Raw genomic sequence first — 17234 nt, forward strand, 5'->3', positions numbered from 1 at the left:
TCAACCAGGCAAACATTTTCTTACATCCGGACATAAATGTGACTTAGAGCACATAAAGGATGGAACGCAATTTCACTTAGGAATTTTTATGAGCACACAATCAACTGGTCTCTTTGCGCGCCTGGCGCAAGGCAGTCTCGTTAAACAAATTCTGGTAGGGCTGGTACTGGGGATTCTGCTGGCAATGGTGTCAAAACCGGCTGCGGAAGCGACGGGGCTGCTTGGCACCATTTTCGTTGGCGCACTGAAAGCCGTGGCACCGGTGCTGGTGCTGATGCTGGTCATGGCGTCAATTGCCAATCATCAACACGGACAAAAAACCAACATTCGCCCTATCTTGTTCCTGTATCTGCTGGGCACCTTCTCTGCAGCCTTAACAGCCGTCGTTTTCAGCTTCCTGTTCCCGTCCTCGCTGCACCTGACCAGCGCTGCGGGTGATATCACCCCGCCATCCGGTATTGTGGAAGTGCTGCGCGGCCTGCTGATGAGCATGGTCTCTAACCCGATTACGGCACTGATGAACGCTAACTACATCGGCATCCTGGTCTGGGCGATCGGTCTTGGTTTTGCCCTGCGTCACGGCAACGAAACAACGAAAAACCTGGTCAACGACGTGTCGAACGCCGTGACCTTTATGGTCAAAATTGTGATTCGCTTTGCGCCAATCGGGATCTTCGGTCTGGTCTCTTCCACGCTGGCGACCACCGGCTTTGGCGCACTGCTGGGCTATGCGCAGTTGCTGGTGGTACTGATTGGTTGCATGCTGCTGGTTGCGCTGGTAATTAACCCGCTGCTGGTGTTCTGGCAGATCCGCCGTAACCCGTATCCGCTGGTGTTAACCTGCCTGCGCGAGAGCGGTGTGTATGCGTTCTTCACCCGCAGCTCTGCGGCAAACATTCCGGTTAACATGGCGCTGGCGGAGAAGCTGAATCTGGATCGCGACACCTACTCGGTTTCCATCCCGCTGGGTGCGACCGTGAATATGGCGGGTGCGGCAATTACCATTACCGTGCTGACGCTGGCGGCTGTGCATACGCTGGGCATTCCGGTCGATCTGCCCACGGCGCTGTTGCTGAGCGTGGTGGCGTCGCTGTGTGCGTGTGGTGCATCGGGTGTGGCGGGTGGTTCGCTGCTGCTGATCCCACTGGCGTGCAATATGTTCGGTATCCCGAATGAGATTGCCATGCAGGTAGTGGCCGTCGGCTTTATCATCGGTGTATTGCAGGACTCCTGCGAAACCGCACTGAACTCCTCAACGGACGTGCTGTTCACCGCAGCGGCATGCCAGGCGGAAGACGCGCGTTTAGCGAAGAACGCGTTACGCGGGTAAACAAAAACCCGGTGACAAAACGTAAAGCAAAACGGCAACCGAAGGTTGCCGTTTTAGTATTTGACCCTCTCCACAGCGGTGAGGGCATCAACCGCACTACACTTACAGCGTCACGCCACTCTTGAAGATCGCCAGTTCGCGGAAGTCATTCTTCTCGTTACAGGTCTGTCTGCCGTTGGCAAACTCCACAATGGTATCCACGAATTCCGTCAGCAACTGCGGCATCCCTTTGCCGTGGATTAACTGGCCTGCATCAAAGTCGATCCAGTGTTTTTTCTTCGCTGCCAGCTCGCTGTTGGTCGCGATTTTGACCGTCGGCACAAAGCCACCGTACGGTGTCCCGCGCCCGGTGCTGAACAGCACCATGTGACAGCCGGCGCCGGCCAGCGCGCTGGTCGCAACCGCATCGTTACCCGGTGCGCTGAGCAAATTCAGACCGTGCGTTTTCAGACGTTCACCGTAGCGCAGAACATCAACTACCGGGCTGGCCCCCGCTTTTTGCGTGCAACCGAGAGACTTCTCTTCAAGCGTGGTGATCCCGCCCGCTTTGTTACCCGGAGACGGGTTTTCATAAATCGGCTGGTTGTGGGCGATAAAGTACTGTTTGAAGTCGTTCACCATCGTGACGGTCTTCTCAAACGTCTCTTCGTCGCGACAGTGGCTCATCAGAATACGTTCAGCGCCGAACATTTCCGGCACTTCTGTCAGCACCGTCGTACCGCCGTTGGCGATCACATAATCTGAGAAGCGGCCCAGCATCGGGTTCGCGGTGATCCCGGACAGGCCATCAGACCCGCCGCACTCCAGGCCAAACTTCAGCTCACTCAGCTTGCCCGGCTCACGCCTGTCGTGACGCATCACCTCATACAGCTGGTGAAGGTGCTCAATGCCCGCTTCCACTTCATCATCCTGGTGCTGACACACCATAAAGTGCACGCGCTCGGGGTCAAACTCACCCAGCGTGTCGCGAAACGCATCCACCTGATTGTTCTCGCAGCCCAGACCAATCACCAGCACCGCGCCCGCGTTCGGGTGGCGGACCATGTTTTGCAGCATGGTGCGGGTGTTGATGTGGTCGTCGCCAAGCTGAGAACAGCCGTAGGTGTGGCTGAACAGGTGCACACCGTCCGTACCTTCGGCGTCGTGGGTCTCTTTCAGGAAACGTGTCTGGATTTGACGCGCGATCCCATTCACGCAGCCGACGGTGGGAAGGATCCACAGCTCGTTGCGGATCCCCACTTCACCGTTCGCCCGGCGGTAGATCTGTACCTCGCGATCCGCCGCCTGCGCTTCTTCCGCCGCTAAATCAGGTTGATAGCTGTACTCGTCCAGATCGCTCAGATTGGTGCGGGTGTTGTGGGAATGAATATGCTCACCCGGCGCAATATCCGCCAGCGCATGACCAATCGGGAGACCGTATTTAACAACGTTGTCTCCTTGGGCGATCGGCTTCACGGCAAACTTATGCCCGCGAGTCACCGCCTGACGCAGGGTTACCGTCTGGTTATCAACGGTGACAACTTCACCTTCGGCCAGATCCGCCAGCGCGACGGCAACGTTATCCAGCGAATGGATTTTGATGTATTGCATATCAACCTCAAACGGCCTTAGTTCAGTTCAATGGCGAAGTAGTCGCGCGCATTGTTAAAGCAGATGTTTCTCACCATTTCGCCCAGCAGCTGAATATCGGCAGGGGCCTCACCCGCGGTCACCCAGCGGCCAATCATCTGGCACAGAATGCGGCGGAAATATTCGTGGCGCGTGTAAGAAAGGAAGCTACGGCTGTCGGTCAGCATGCCCACAAAGCGGCTTAACAGACCCAGCTGCGCCAGCTGCGTCATTTGACGCTCCATCCCGTCTTTCTGGTCATTGAACCACCAGCCGGAACCGAACTGCATCTTGCCTGGCATACCTTCACCCTGGAAGTTACCGATCATGGTACCCAGCACTTCGTTATCGCGCGGGTTCAGGCAGTAGAGGATGGTTTTTGGCAGCAGATTTTGCTCGTTCTGTTTGCTCAGCAGCTTAGAGAGTTCTTCCGCAAGCGGGCGATCGTTGATGGAGTCGAAGCCCACGTCCGCGCCCAGCAGTTTAAACTGACGCTGGTTGTTATTGCGCAGGGCACCAATGTGGTATTGCTGCACCCAACCGCGACGAGCATATTCCGCACCGAGGAAGACCAGCACCGCCGTTTTGAACTGTGCCACTTCGTGCTCGCTCAGGGATTCACCGGACAGGCGACGTGCCAGAATGCTATCAAGCTCAGCTTCATTTGATTCCGCAAACATCACCACATCCAGCGCGTGGTCAGAGACTTTACAGCCGTGTGCCGCGAAGTGGTCCAGACGTTTGGTCAGCGCGCTCTGCAGGTCTGCAAAACGACGAATGTCGGTGTCAGACACTTCCGCCAGCTTCGCCATGTAATCATTGAACGTCGCCTGTTCGATATTAAAGGCTTTATCCGGACGCCAGCTTGGCAGCACTTTAATATCAAACGAGGTATCGCGGGCGACCACCGCGTGATGTTCCAGGGAGTCAATCGGATCGTCAGTGGTCCCCACCATCTTCACGTTCATCTGCTTCATGATGCCGCGGGCGGAGAAGGTATCCTGCGCCAGTAATTCATTGCACCGATCCCAGATTTCATCGGCGGTAGCCGGGGAGAGCAGCTTTCCGGTGATGCCGAACGGACGGCGCAGCTCAAGGTGCGTCCAGTGATATAACGGGTTGCCGATGGTGTGCGGAACGGTCGCCGCCCAGGCGTCAAACTTCTCGCGGTCGCTTGCATCACCGGTACACAGGTGCTCCGCCACGCCGTTGGTGCGCATCGCACGCCATTTGTAATGGTCACCTTTCAGCCAGATGTCATACAGGTTTTTGAAACGGTAATTTTCGGCAACCTGCTGCGGCGGTAAATGGCAGTGGTAGTCGAAAATTGGCTGGTCTTTGGCGTAGTCGTGGTACAGGCGGCGAGCAAATTCGGTATCTAACAGAAAATCTTCGGTCATAAACGGTGTCATTATCGTCTTCCTCGTAACGAGAGCGTCAGAAAGCTTATGCTCAGATGCTGCAAAGTTATCACACCAATTTCCAGAGACAGAACATTTTTTCGTGAGTTAGATCAATAAACGCAGACAAATTAATTACCTCAAATGAGGTAAACCCTTCGCCAGGCCGCGCCAGAACTGGCTTTATCCGTAACACATAATGTCCCTACAAATAATCATGCATTTGTGATGTCACTCACCTTTTAAAGTTGTATGACAAGTTATCTTTTCGCCGTCGCAAACACTAAGCCGACGGAATGCATTCCCGGTGTGAAAACATCGGTTTTAACGGTACGGATACCGACTTATGCACGCTTACTTATGGCAAGGTTCGGGCCGTTCCGGGACATCTCCCGGTTAAGCCCCTCCCGTTACACAACCGCTCCCGGACACGGTCGAGAGGTTGCCGTGCAAGGCACGGAATTAACATAACGATGAGGTTTTAGATGCGTAAAATTAAAGGGTTACGTTGGTATATGATCGCACTGGTGACGTTAGGCACCGTGCTGGGCTACCTGACACGTAACACCGTGGCAGCCGCAGCCCCGACGTTGATGGAAGAGCTGCATATCTCCACTCAGCAATATTCCTACATCATTGCTGCTTATTCCGCGGCTTACACCATCATGCAGCCTGTCGCAGGCTATGTTCTGGATATTCTCGGGACCAAAATCGGCTACGCCTTCTTCGCCATCGCCTGGGCTATTTTCTGCGGCGCCACGGCGCTGGCAGGCAGCTGGGGCGGTCTGGCGCTGGCACGTGGTGCGGTAGGTGCGGCGGAAGCGGCAATGATCCCGGCCGGGCTGAAAGCCAGCTCTGAGTGGTTCCCGGCGAAAGAGCGTTCTATTGCCGTCGGCTATTTCAACGTCGGTTCTTCCATCGGTGCGATGATTGCACCACCGCTGGTGGTGTGGGCTATCGTGATGCACAGCTGGCAGATGGCGTTCATTATCTCTGGTGTACTGAGCTTTGCGTGGGCCATGGCGTGGCTGATTTTCTATAAACACCCGCGCGATCAGAAAAAACTGTCTGAAGACGAACGCGAATACATCATTGGGGGTCAGGAAGCTCAGCATCAGACCAACAACGGCAAAAAAATGACGGTCTGGCAGATTCTGGGTACCCGTCAGTTCTGGGGTATCGCCCTGCCGCGCTTCCTCGCCGAACCCGCCTGGGGGACCTTCAACGCCTGGATCCCGCTGTTCATGTTTAAGGTCTATGGCTTTAACCTGAAAGAGATTGCGATGTTCGCGTGGATGCCAATGCTGTTTGCCGATCTCGGCTGTATCGTTGGCGGTTATCTGCCACCGCTGTTCCAGCGCTGGTTTGGCGTGAACCTGATCGTTTCCCGTAAAATGGTCGTGACGATGGGCGCAGTGCTGATGATTGGCCCGGGCATGATCGGCCTCTTCACCAGCCCGTATGTGGCAATCGCCCTGCTGTGCGTCGGTGGTTTTGCTCACCAGTCACTGTCCGGTGCGCTGATTACGCTCTCTTCTGACGTCTTCGGGCGTAACGAAGTGGCTACCGCTAACGGCCTGACCGGTATGGCTGCCTGGACAGCAAGCACCCTGTTTGCTCTGGTGGTGGGTGCGCTGGCGGACACTATCGGCTTCAGCCCGCTGTTTGCCGTACTGGCTATCTTCGACCTGATGGGTGCAGTGGTTATCTGGACGGTGCTGAAAAGTAAGTCGGCAGAAGAGGTGCTAAAAGAGTCCCTGGGGGGACCGGCAACGCAAAGTTAGCGCCCCTCCTGCTGTCACAGAAGCCGCCTCCGGGCGGCTTTTTTCATGGCAAAATCTGGAGACTGGCACGCAAAAGTGGTATAACAAATAATCCGCCGTACCCTGCCTGGAGCGCATATGGAAATCACCGAACCACGTCGTTTATATCAACAACTTGCTGCCGAGCTGAAAGATCGCATCGAGCAAGGTGTCTACCTTGTCGGTGATAAACTCCCCGCAGAGCGCTTTATCGCTGATGAAAAAAGCGTAAGCCGCACCGTGGTGCGTGAAGCGATTATCATGCTGGAAGTGGAAGGCTACGTTGAAGTTCGCAAAGGCTCCGGCATTCACGTGATTTCTAATCAGCCGAAACACTCCCCGGTCGCCGACGAAAGTCTCGAATTCGCCAGCTACGGTCCGTTTGAACTGCTCCAGGCGCGCCAGCTTATCGAAAGCAATATTGCGGAATTTGCAGCGACCCAGGTGACCAAGCAGGACATCATGAAGCTGATGGAAATCCAGGAAAACGCGCGCAAGGAAAAATGTTTCCGTGATTCAGAGTGGGATCTGCAGTTCCACGTTCAGGTCGCGCTGGCAACGCAAAACACGGCGCTGGCGGCAATCGTGGAAAAAATGTGGACTCAGCGCGTTCACAACCCGTACTGGAAAAAACTGCACGATCACATCGATTCCCGCACCGTGGATAACTGGTGCGACGATCACGATCAGATCCTTAAAGCGCTGATTCGCAAAGATCCCCATGCGGCAAAACTGGCGATGTGGCAGCACCTGGAAAACACCAAGCAGATGCTGTTCAATGAAACCAGCGATGACTTCGAATTTAACGCTGACCGCTATCTTTTTGCCGATAATCCTGTCGTTCATCTCGATACGGCAGCCAGTGCGGCAAAATAGTTTACCTTTTCGCTGGCAGGCGCTTCGCTGCGCCTTCTGGGAGAGGTGGGTAAGCAAAACATATATAGTGTCAGCCTTTGTAAATCCCCTCGCTCCCCTCCATGGCTTACGCCAAAATCATCTCACCCCTGCAAATTCTGTGACGCAGAACCTTGGGCTTTGTTACAATTGGATTCAATTCGTTATTTTGTAAGTTAGTGCTTGCTAACCAGCCAATTAACAGGGAACAGTGTTGGCCACACCTCAATGTGTCCGCGAGCGACCATAATGAAATCACAACAATGTCGCCGTGCTGTTTGTCCCGGATAACAGGCGTGACGTTAACCGATTTCCAGGAACACTGAATGGAACTTTTGACCCAACTACTGCATGCCCTCTGGGCGCAGGATTTTGAAACGCTGGCCAACCCTTCCATGATTGGCATGCTCTACTTCGTCTTATTTATGATTCTGTTCCTTGAGAACGGTTTACTGCCTGCCGCCTTTTTACCTGGCGACAGCTTACTGGTGCTCGTCGGCGTGCTGTGTGCCAAAGGGGCAATGGCCTTTCCGCAAACCATTTTATTACTGACCATCGCCGCCAGCCTTGGCTGCTGGGTGAGCTATATCCAGGGACGATGGCTGGGCAATACGCGTCTGGTGCAGAACTGGCTCTCCCACCTTCCTGCGCATTATCACCAGCGGGCGCACCATCTTTTCCATAAGCACGGGCTTTCCGCGCTCCTGATTGGCCGCTTCATCGCCTTTGTACGCACCCTGCTGCCTACCATTGCGGGTCTTTCCGGATTAAGCAGCACCCGTTTCCAGTTCTTCAACTGGATGAGCGGCCTGCTGTGGGTTCTGATCCTGACCACGCTGGGCTATGCGCTGGGCAAAACGCCGGTCTTCATGAAATATGAAGATCAGCTCATGTCCTGCCTGATGCTGTTACCGGTGGTTCTGCTGGTCTTTGGTCTGGTCGGTTCGCTGGTGGTGCTGTGGAAGAAGAAATACGGAGCCAGAGGTTAACGATGGTTATCTCACCGCTTGCCGTGCGCCGTTTTGCCGTGGCCATGATTGCCCTGGGGTTGCTCAGCCTCATGTTCCTGGCCTGGACGACGCTTTCGCATCAGGAATCGACGCTGGCCATTCGCCCGGTGAGTCAGGGTGTCAGCGTGCCTGACGGTTTTTCGGTGTGGCATCATCTTGATGCCAACGGCATCCGCTTTAAGAGCATCACCCCGCAGGACGATGTTTTACTGATTAAGTTTGATTCCCGCGCGCAGAGTGCCGCCGCGAAAGTGGTGCTCGACCGTACGCTGCCGCACGGTTATATCATTGCCCAGCAGGAAGATGACAACCAGCCTGCAGCCTGGCTGTCACTGATTCGCGATTCGTCGCATAGATTTGGATAATTACCAGGATTCCGAATCTTTTCACTCACTTTGGTGAATCCCCCGTTTACTTACTATGCTTAAGTACGCGGAGCACCCCATGTATGTACTCCGCTTGACTCTGGATAGCGGCTCACGCCGCAACACAATGGAAGGTTTCGATAATGAAATTCCGCATTACTCTGGCTCTGGCCCTTTTTTCTTTAAGCACAGCGTCCTTCGCCAACTCTCTCTGTCAGGAGAAAGAACAGGATATTCAGCGTGAGATCAGTTATGCCGAAAAGCATAACAATCAGCATCGTGTTGAGGGTCTCAAAAAAGCGCTGAGCGAAGTGAAAGCGAACTGTTCTGACAGCAAGCTACGTGCCGATCACCAGAAAAAAATCGCTGAACAGAAGGACGAGATAGCCGAGCGCCGTCACGACCTGCAGGAAGCGAAAGAGAAAGGGGATGCGGAAAAAATTGCTAAGCGCGAGAAGAAGTTGAAAGAAGCGCAGGACGACCTGAAAGCGCTGGAAGCTCGCGATTATTGAGTTAACGGAAATCTCAACAGGAGAGAATCATGTCAAAAGATACGACGTCTGAAAATCTGCGCGCTGAACTGAAATCCCTGGCCGATACCCTGGAAGAGGTGCTGAACTCCTCTGCAGATAAGTCAAAAGAAGAGGTCAGCAAACTGCGCAGCAAAGCTGAGCAGGCGCTGAAAGAGAGCCGTTATCGCCTGGGTGAAACCGGTGATGCACTGGCGAAACAGACCCGCGAAGCGGCAGCTCGCGCGGACGAATATGTTCGCGATAATCCGTGGACGGGTGTAGGGATTGGTGCCGCGGTAGGTGTGGTACTGGGTGTCCTGCTGACGCGTCGTTAATATGGAAGATCCTCGTCACGCACAAGGGCCTGCTAACAACGTCCTCGGCATCGGCCAGCGTATTCTGACGACGCTGGTCGGGATTGCCGAAACGCGCGTCCGGCTGGCAGTGGTTGAACTGGAAGAGGAGAAAGCGAACCTTTTCCAGATGCTGCTGATGCTCGGGCTTACCATGCTCTTCGCCGCGTTTGGTCTGATGAGCCTGATGGTGTTAATCATCTGGGCCATTGACCCGCAATATCGACTCAACGCGATGATTGCCACCACCGTTGTTCTGCTGGTTGCGGCATTGATTGGCGGCATATGGACGATGCGTAAAGCACGCAAATCCACTTTCCTGCGCCATACGCGCCAGGAACTGGCCAACGATCGCGCCCTGCTGGAGGATGACAAGCCGTGAGCGATAAAGCCGAACGTCAGAAGCGAAAAGCATTCCTGCTCAGTCAGATCCAGCAGCAACGGCTGGATTTGTCTGCCAGTCGTCGCGACTGGGTTGACGCGACGCGTCGTTTTGACCGGGGCTGGAATACCTTCCTGAGCCTGCGCTCATGGGCGCTGGTCGGAAGCAGCGTGATGGCTATCTGGACGGTTCGTCATCCAAATATGCTGATCCGCTGGGCCCGCCGCGGCTTTGGTGCCTGGAGCGCCTGGCGTCTGGTGAAAGCGACGATTCGTCAACAACAGCTGCGTTAGTTCTTATGCCGGGTAGCGTTTCGCTTACCCGGCACACTTTCCCCCTCCCCCGTTACTCAATATCTTTGAAGAAGATTGACAGTTTTCCTTGCTAACAATTCCCATCTGCCCCGTTTACACTCCTCTCCATCGACAGCAAAGACGCGGTATCTACCCGAATTTGCACACAAATAAAGTTCAGCCGCTGATGTGGTTTCCTGGAGAGTAAAATGAAAAAATTAGAAGATGTTGGTGTTCTGGTAGCGCGTATTCTGATGCCGGTTCTGTTTATCACCGCAGGCTGGGGCAAAATCACCGGTTATGCGGGCACGCAGCAATACATGGAAGCCATGGGTGTTCCCGGGTTCCTGCTGCCACTGACTATTCTCCTTGAGTTCGGCGGCGGCCTGGCGGTACTGTTCGGCTTCCTGACCCGCACCACGGCACTGTTTACCGCAGGCTTCACCCTGCTGACGGCGTTCATCTTCCACAGCAACTTTGCGGAAGGCGTGAACTCTCTGATGTTCATGAAAAACCTGACCATCGCGGGTGGCTTCCTGCTGCTGGCCATCACTGGCCCAGGCGCATACAGCATCGACCGCGTTCTGAATAAGAAGTGGTAAGCACGCTATACTGAATGAACACAAAGCGAGGAGATATCTCCTCGCTTTTGCTTATTGACGGAGGAGTAAAAAATGGGACAACTCGTAGACGGCGTCTGGCAGGATGTCTGGTATGACACCAAATCCACCGGGGGACGCTTCAAGCGCTCTGTTTCGGCCTTCCGTAACTGGCTAACCGCCGATGGCGCACCGGGCCCAAGCGGCGAAGGCGGCTTTGCGGCTGAGAAAGACCGTTATCATCTCTATGTTTCTCTGGCCTGCCCGTGGGCGCACCGCACGCTGATTGTGCGCAAGCTGAAAGGACTCGAATCCTTAATTCCGGTTTCGGTGGTCAACCCCCTGATGCTGGAAAACGGCTGGACGTTTGACAGTGATTTCCCGGCCGCCACCGGTGATGACCTCTACCACCACGATTTTCTCTATCAGCTCTATCTGCGCGCCGATCCGCACTACACCGGACGCGTGACTGTACCCGTGCTGTGGGACAAGAAAAACCAGACCATTGTCAGCAATGAGTCCGCAGAGATCATCCGCATGTTCAACACCGCGTTTGATGCCCACGGGGCCCGCGCCGGGGATTACTATCCGGTTGAGCTGCGCGATAAGATTGATGAGCTGAACAGCTGGATTTACGACAACGTGAATAACGGTGTCTACAAGGCCGGCTTTGCCACCAGCCAGGAAGCGTATGACGACGCAGTGGGAAAAGTGTTTGAATCGCTGGAGCGTCTTGAGCAGATCCTCGGCCAGCATCGCTACCTGACGGGCGACCGCCTGACGGAAGCAGACATTCGTCTGTGGACAACGCTGGTTCGCTTTGATCCTGTGTATGTCACCCACTTCAAGTGTGATAAACACCGCATCAGCGATTACCTGAACCTGTACGGTTTCCTGCGCGATATTTATCAGATGCCGGGCATTGCTAAAACGGTCGATTTCAACCATATCCGCACCCACTATTTCCGCAGCCATAAGACCATCAACCCGACGGGTATTATCTCTGTGGGTCCGTGGCAGGACCTGGATGAACCGCATGGTCGCGACGTGCGTTTCGGATAAATATCAAGGGCATCAATTGATGCCCTTTTTTAATTCACAATCTCCATCTATCCTTACCTCGATCGCTTAAAAAACAAGTGATTGACTGACTAATGAGGCAAGGAAAATGGACTGGTATTTAAAAGTACTGCGCAACTACATTGGATTTGGTGGCCGCGCTCGCCGTAAAGAGTACTGGATGTTCGTTCTGGTGAACTTCATCCTCATCATGGTGCTGGGTATTATCGATAAAATTCTCGGCTGGGAACGAGCCGGCGGTGAAGGTGTTCTCACCACGATTTACGGCCTGCTGGTCCTGCTTCCCTCATGGGCCGTACTGTTCCGACGGCTACACGATACCGATCGTTCAGCCTGGTGGTTACTGCTGCTGCTGATCCCGATTGTGGGCTGGCTGGTCATTCTGGTCTTCAACTGTCAGGCCGGCACGCCGGGCGAAAACCGCTTCGGGCCCGATCCAAAACTCAACGCATAAAACAAAGCCCGGTGGCGTTTCGCGTACCGGGCTCGATTTTTTATTTGTTGTGATGGGCAAAGAGCTTGGGTATTTCGCGCAGGCACCACGATTTGGCCTCACCCATGCTGTCGCGCCGCCACGCCATAATGATGTCCACTTCGCTGGTGTACTCCGGGCTGACCACGCGTAGCCGCCCTTCTGCAATATCTTTTTCGACAAACGGATACGGCATCGTTGCCACGCCCAGGCCTGCCAGCAATGCCTGGCGTTTGTCTTCAAGCGACGTGACGGTCAGACGCGGTTGTTTATCCAGCAACTGCACCGTTAACACCGGACGCTCGCGCGCGGTATCTGCGACCGCAACCCCGCGGTATTTCACCCGCGTCACTTCCGAGAGCGGCTCCGGCTCCTGGTGAATCGGGTGATCCGGTGCGGCGACATAGACGTTCATCACGCTGTAGAGCTTGCGGGAGTTGATTTCAGATGAGGAACGGAAGTGCATATCCGGGGCAATGACGATATCCGCCCTGCCCGTCTCCAGTCGCTCCCAGGCCCCGGCCAGCACCTCGGTGATGATCGATAACTGGGTGTTTGCTTTGTCGGCCAGCCGGTTCACCAGCGGGAACAGCGCCTCGGTGGGCACCAGCGCTTCCGTCACCAGCGTCAGATGAGTTTCCCAGCCGCGCGCCAGCGCTTCGGCGTCCGTCGTCAGCTTGTCCGCCGCTTCCAGCAGGACGCGACCACGCTCCAGCAGCATCCGTCCGACGTTAGTGAATTTTGTTCGATGACCGGAGCGGTCAAAGAGCACCACGTCCAGCTCTTCCTCCAGCTTCTGCATGGTATAGCTGAGCGCAGACGGAACGCGCCCCAGTTCATCTGCCGCCGCGGCAAAACTGCCACGCCGATCAATTGCGTCCATGACGCGAAGCGCCTCAAGCGTCAATGCTCTCTCTTTAGCCATCTCGTTCTCATTCAGGAAATTTGAACATACCGGGCAGAATATCTGGCTAACAATGAAGCGTCCATACCTTTACCATTGTTTAGTGTAAAGAGAGGTCAAGTTTATGATTACGACAAGAACAGCTAAACAGTGCGGACAAGCCGATTTCGGTTGGCTGCAGGCCCGCTACACCTTTTCCTTTGGACACTACTTTGACCCTAAACTGCTCGGTTACGCTTCATTGCGCGTATTGAATCAGGAAGTGCTCGCCCCAGGCGCGTCCTTCCAGCCGCGTACGTACCCGAAAGTCGATATCCTGAACCTGATCCTGGAAGGCGAAGCAGAATACCGCGACAGCGAGGGCAATCATGTCCAGGCGAAGGCCGGCGAAGCATTATTAATCTCAACGCAGCCGGGCATCAGTTACAGCGAGCATAACCTCAGCAAAGATAAAACGCTGACCCGTATGCAGCTGTGGCTGGATGCCTGCCCTGAGCGGGAAAACCCGCTGGTACAGAAGTTAGATTTGACGGGCGACAGGCAGCAGCTGATAGCCTCCCCGGACGGCAGTCAAGGCAGCCTGCAGTTGCGCCAGCAGGTGTGGCTGCACCATATCGAACTGAAGAAAGGGGAACAGGCGAGCTTCCAGCTTCATGGTCCGCGCGCCTATCTGCAATCGATTCACGGTACGGTGCATGCGGTGACGCATACGGAAGAGAAAGAAGCGCTCACCTGCGGTGACGGGGCGTTTATTCGCGACGAAGCGAATATCACGCTGGTTGCTGATTCGCCGCTGCGCGCGCTGTTAATTGATTTACCGGTTTAACACCCGATAATCCTCTCTCCCCGGCGGGGAGAGAGGAAACCGTTACACTTTACGTGCCATAATCTCAATAATCTGCCGGTCCGTCGCCTGCATGGCGCGGCACGCCAGCGAACACAGGTTCGCGATCGACTGCTCCACATCGTGCGCCACAATCCCTTCATTGCCCGTTACAGCCGAATCATCCAGCGCCATCATCACCGCTTTCCAGGCACTGCCGACGCTGGTTGAGACCTTCATGGCACAACTGTTGGACGCGCCATCGCAGATCATCCCGCTGACATCGCCAATCATGCTGCTGATTGCCATTGAGAGCGTCTGATAGCTTCCGCCCATCAGCCAGGCCATGCCTGCCGCCGCCCCCATCGCCGCCGTGGTAGCCGCACACAGCGCCGACAGGCGCGGAAGCTGGGCGTGGATATAAATAGCCGAAAGGTGTGAAAGCATCAGCGCCCGGGCAAGACGTTCATCATCCGCCTGGACATGTTCCGCCACCACCACAACCGGCATGGTGGCCGTGATCCCCTGGTTGCCCGATCCGGAATTGCTCATTGCCGGCAGCGTCGCCCCGCCCATTCGGGCGTCCGAGGCCGCGCTGGTGCGAATGACAATATCCGAGCCCAGATCCTGCGCTATCCATCCGCGAGCGCGCTGCTTATTGAGCGTCGCGCCAATGTGCAGCCCCCATTTTCCGCTTAAACCTTCACGGGAGAGCGCATCATTTAATTGTCCGGCAGCCAGGATAAAGCGGATCGCGTCAAACGGCACCTGCTCCACAAACTCAAGGATCTGCGATAGCGTGGCGTTTGAAAGTACCGCCAGCGGGTCGTCATTCCTCTCGTCGGGTTGAGAATCAAGCGTAAAGCGGGTTTCGCCCTGACAGACAATCTCCACCACCCGCGTATGCCCACCGGCGATGGTCACCATCGCCGAGGCCTGTCCGGCGTGAACGCAGGCGCGGGAGTAGAGGATGTCATCGCACGGCTCCTGCAGCTTGACCTGCACCTGGCCAGCGTCCAGCAGCGCTTTGGCACGCACCAGCGCATCGGCAGTGGCATCTTTCAGTACCTCCAGCCCGGCGTGCGCGTTGCCGCCAATGGCCCCCAGTGCCGCCGCAATCGGCAACCCGACCATCCCGGTGCCAGGTACCGTCACGCCAAGGCCATTTTTCATCAGATTCGGTGAAACCCACGCCTCAATCTGTGTGACGTCACCCGGCAGAAGCTCCGCGGCCATCGCACAAGCCAGCGCCAGAGAGATCGGCTCGGTACACCCCAGTGCAGGTTTAACTTCCTCCTGCACCGCCCGAATAAATTGATTCCATAAAGATTGAGTTTGCTCTGACATCGTTACGACCTTGTTTGCCCTTAAGAAAACGCGAGGAAAGGAGAAACACACAGCAGCAGACCGGTGATGATAATGATCACTAGCGACACGCCTTTATATTTGTGCAGCGCCGGCACTTTGTAGACCAGCCACGCCGGAATCAAACACCCCACCATGCCGAAGATTGGGCTGCAAATAGAGGTGAAGCTCAGTACCGGCGCGTTTAACACAATCGCGCTCCATGCCAGCAGAATGGCAAACAGCATGATGCCGCGCTGTACGGTGTTTTCGTTGATTTTCTCTGCCAGCATTTTGCGGCGCAGAATGTTCATCACAATGCCCTGCGTCGCTTCACGAAAGCCCAGGTACACGCCGAAGAACGCGGTCATGACGGCAAAAATATTCAGGATAACGCTGACAATTTTGACCCAGCCGGCACCGTCGCCACTGATAAACTGCGCGGCAATTGCCAGTGCGGAAATATTCTGTTCGTAGGCTTTGACCGCCTCATCATGCCCCATTGCCAGGGTGAACGAGACCGCGTAGAAAAAGACCGTCACGAAGAGGATCGCGAAGGCGATGTTCATCGCCCGCAGCGCTTTATGGCGCGCCACTTCAACCGATTTTTCGCGTGAACGATAGGAGATCACCATCGGGCTTAATGTCTGAATAAACAGAATCGACGTTAAGGTAAACGGCAACGTGATAATCGCGTTTTTAATGAGTAGCCCCACGGGTGGCAGCATGCCCACGTTGGCTAAATGCCAGAGGCCAATCATCGACAACCCGAGCGCCGCCACCACAAATAACTTGGTCAGCACCATCAGGCTAGAGACTTTAAACAGCAGTTTCTCGCCACGGGAGGAGATCGCCACCAGGATGCAGATCAGGAACAGACCGTAGAACGGATTTTCAGAGAGCAGCCCCTCCGTCACGCCGAAGGTGTGTAAATAGGAAGCACTGTCGTTGGTGATGGCGGTGGAGTAGACGAACATCCAGATAACCAGCATCACGAAATAGAGCGCACCTAATAAAATGCCCCAGTTCTTACCGAGGTAGCCGCTGATGACGCTTGGATAATCTTTGCACTCCGGCGATTCTGCCAGCGTGTTAATAAACAGCCGCTGAAACAGGTACATGGCCGGATAGCCAATCACTGACGAAAGCAGAAACACCCACAGTCCCATCAGCCCCACCTGTACCGGGAGAAAAACAATCCCCGCGCCGATGGCCATTCCGATACTCATGATGACCCAACCCGTATCGGTGCTGTCGAATTTAATGGCCTCCTGCCACTCGCTTTCACTCATCCCTGCCCGCTTTGCCGCGGGTGAATCGTTCACAATCACACTGCTGTTTGTTGCCGTATCCATAAGGCACTCGCTTATTTTGTAGGGTAACCAGTTGTTTTTATGGGATTCTGACCACCAGCGATAATGAGCCAGACTGCTGCAGGTGTGTGTTATTGGAATGGACAAATCATACGTGGAGAGCGGGAGAAAAAAGTCACAATATTTATAAGGCTTTTCGCAAGCGAGAGAAAGAAATACTCTTAGATGAGGAATAATGGAGGTAATTTTCTAAAAGTGACGCCGATCAAGAAATAAAAAACCCGCGACATGCGCGGGTGTGTCATCAGTTAGCCAGCGCGTTCGCCATATCGGTTTTCACCTGTTTACGCTGCTCCGCTGTCAGAACCTGGCTGACATCAAAGTAGTATTTGACGCGGTAATAGCGGGTCTGCTCTTCAATTTTACTGAACGCGGCAAGCTGGTTTTTCACCGTGCTTTCATCCCATTTCCCGGTCTGGAACATCTCGATCAGCGCACCGTCTTTCACGCCGGTCATCGGGATCTTGCTGACATTTTGTTCCAGCGTCTGATGCAGCGCGTCGACCTTCTTAATCTGATCGTTGCTCAGCTTGAGGTGTTGCACCAGCGGATCCTGCGCCGGAGAGGGGGCAGCTTCAACGTCAGCGGCCTGTGCGGCAAAACTGCACGCCACCAGCGAGGCAGCAACCAGGGTGATACGGGTCATTTTCATCATCTTACTGTCCTTACATACTGTTTCAGGGGAAAAGC

19 protein-coding genes are annotated in these 17234 nt (G+C 54.9%); 13 read left to right on the forward strand and 6 right to left on the reverse strand.

Features of this window, described 5'->3' with window-relative positions; translation table 11 throughout:
- Positions 1-88: 88 nt before the first annotated feature.
- Positions 89-1330 carry a serine/threonine transporter SstT gene (gene sstT / locus ACMVME_RS16120; protein WP_014171722.1) on the forward strand — a complete coding sequence of 414 codons (1242 nt, stop codon included), beginning with the start codon at positions 89-91 and terminating at the stop codon, positions 1328-1330.
- 102 nt (positions 1331-1432) lie between these two features.
- Here the strand turns inward: sstT and ACMVME_RS16125 are convergent, their stop codons facing one another.
- Together ACMVME_RS16125 and uxaC are read right to left on the reverse strand one after the other, a co-directional pair.
- The gene (locus tag ACMVME_RS16125; protein ID WP_014171723.1) at positions 1433-2920 is read right to left on the reverse strand and encodes a UxaA family hydrolase; all 1488 of its coding nucleotides are present in this window, start codon (positions 2918-2920) and stop codon (positions 1433-1435) included.
- Between the two features lie 17 nt (positions 2921-2937).
- Positions 2938-4350, reverse strand: a complete 1413-nt coding sequence (gene uxaC / locus ACMVME_RS16130; protein WP_063925609.1) for a glucuronate isomerase — start codon at positions 4348-4350, stop codon at positions 2938-2940.
- Positions 4351-4823: 473 nt separating this feature from the next.
- Here uxaC and ACMVME_RS16135 point away from each other — a divergent pair, with 473 nt between their 5' ends.
- From ACMVME_RS16135 to ACMVME_RS16185, 11 genes are all read left to right on the forward strand, one after another.
- Entirely contained in the window at positions 4824-6122 is a 1299-nt protein-coding gene (locus ACMVME_RS16135) for an MFS transporter (protein ID WP_014171725.1), read from the forward strand.
- Between the two features lie 117 nt (positions 6123-6239).
- Complete coding sequence (gene exuR, locus ACMVME_RS16140) at positions 6240-7016, forward strand: transcriptional regulator ExuR (RefSeq protein WP_014171726.1); 777 nt, start codon at positions 6240-6242, stop codon at positions 7014-7016.
- 344 nt (positions 7017-7360) lie between these two features.
- Positions 7361-8023 (forward strand): DedA family general envelope maintenance protein YqjA, encoded by a 663-nt coding sequence (gene yqjA / locus ACMVME_RS16145; protein ID WP_014171727.1) that lies wholly within the window; start codon positions 7361-7363, stop codon positions 8021-8023.
- A 2-nt stretch (positions 8024-8025) separates the two neighbouring features.
- Positions 8026-8409, forward strand: coding sequence for an EnvZ/OmpR regulon moderator MzrA (gene mzrA, locus ACMVME_RS16150; protein WP_020883575.1), 384 nt, complete (start codon positions 8026-8028; stop codon positions 8407-8409).
- 143 nt (positions 8410-8552) lie between these two features.
- Complete coding sequence (locus ACMVME_RS16155; RefSeq protein WP_014171729.1) at positions 8553-8921, forward strand: DUF1090 domain-containing protein; 369 nt, start codon at positions 8553-8555, stop codon at positions 8919-8921.
- Between the two features lie 29 nt (positions 8922-8950).
- Positions 8951-9256, forward strand: a complete 306-nt coding sequence (locus ACMVME_RS16160; RefSeq protein ID WP_003862645.1) for a DUF883 family protein — start codon at positions 8951-8953, stop codon at positions 9254-9256.
- Between the two features lies 1 nt (position 9257).
- Positions 9258-9656 (forward strand): phage holin family protein, encoded by a 399-nt coding sequence (locus ACMVME_RS16165; RefSeq protein WP_013098867.1) that lies wholly within the window; start codon positions 9258-9260, stop codon positions 9654-9656.
- Entirely contained in the window at positions 9653-9949 is a 297-nt protein-coding gene (locus ACMVME_RS16170; protein WP_020883574.1) for a YqjK-like family protein, read from the forward strand. Before ACMVME_RS16165 ends, ACMVME_RS16170 begins: the two co-directional genes overlap by 4 nt.
- A gap of 209 nt (positions 9950-10158) precedes the next feature.
- Positions 10159-10551, forward strand: coding sequence for a DoxX family protein (locus ACMVME_RS16175; protein ID WP_006178691.1), 393 nt, complete (start codon positions 10159-10161; stop codon positions 10549-10551).
- A 72-nt stretch (positions 10552-10623) separates the two neighbouring features.
- Positions 10624-11610, forward strand: a complete 987-nt coding sequence (locus ACMVME_RS16180) for a glutathione S-transferase family protein (protein WP_044866060.1) — start codon at positions 10624-10626, stop codon at positions 11608-11610.
- Positions 11611-11716: 106 nt separating this feature from the next.
- Positions 11717-12082: a DUF805 domain-containing protein gene (locus ACMVME_RS16185; RefSeq protein WP_014171733.1), complete on the forward strand. Its 366-nt coding sequence runs from the start codon at positions 11717-11719 to the stop codon at positions 12080-12082.
- Positions 12083-12122: 40 nt separating this feature from the next.
- On the opposite strand, the gene ACMVME_RS16190 is transcribed toward ACMVME_RS16185, so the two are convergent.
- Positions 12123-13025 (reverse strand): LysR family transcriptional regulator, encoded by a 903-nt coding sequence (locus ACMVME_RS16190; protein WP_014171734.1) that lies wholly within the window; start codon positions 13023-13025, stop codon positions 12123-12125.
- Between the two features lie 103 nt (positions 13026-13128).
- Here ACMVME_RS16190 and ACMVME_RS16195 point away from each other — a divergent pair, with 103 nt between their 5' ends.
- Positions 13129-13830, forward strand: coding sequence for a pirin family protein (locus ACMVME_RS16195; protein WP_014171735.1), 702 nt, complete (start codon positions 13129-13131; stop codon positions 13828-13830).
- Between the two features lie 42 nt (positions 13831-13872).
- On the opposite strand, the gene ACMVME_RS16200 is transcribed toward ACMVME_RS16195, so the two are convergent.
- From ACMVME_RS16200 to ACMVME_RS16210, 3 genes are all read right to left on the reverse strand, one after another.
- Positions 13873-15174, reverse strand: coding sequence for a serine dehydratase subunit alpha family protein (locus ACMVME_RS16200; protein WP_020883571.1), 1302 nt, complete (start codon positions 15172-15174; stop codon positions 13873-13875).
- 20 nt (positions 15175-15194) lie between these two features.
- The gene (locus ACMVME_RS16205) at positions 15195-16526 is read right to left on the reverse strand and encodes an amino acid permease (protein WP_068795043.1); all 1332 of its coding nucleotides are present in this window, start codon (positions 16524-16526) and stop codon (positions 15195-15197) included.
- A gap of 262 nt (positions 16527-16788) precedes the next feature.
- Positions 16789-17199 (reverse strand): Spy/CpxP family protein refolding chaperone, encoded by a 411-nt coding sequence (locus ACMVME_RS16210; RefSeq protein WP_414743458.1) that lies wholly within the window; start codon positions 17197-17199, stop codon positions 16789-16791.
- Between the last annotated feature and the right edge of the window lie 35 nt (positions 17200-17234).

The organism is Enterobacter cloacae complex sp. 2024EL-00711 (genome assembly GCF_047529885.1).
GTDB classification, from domain to species: domain Bacteria; phylum Pseudomonadota; class Gammaproteobacteria; order Enterobacterales; family Enterobacteriaceae; genus Enterobacter; species Enterobacter ludwigii.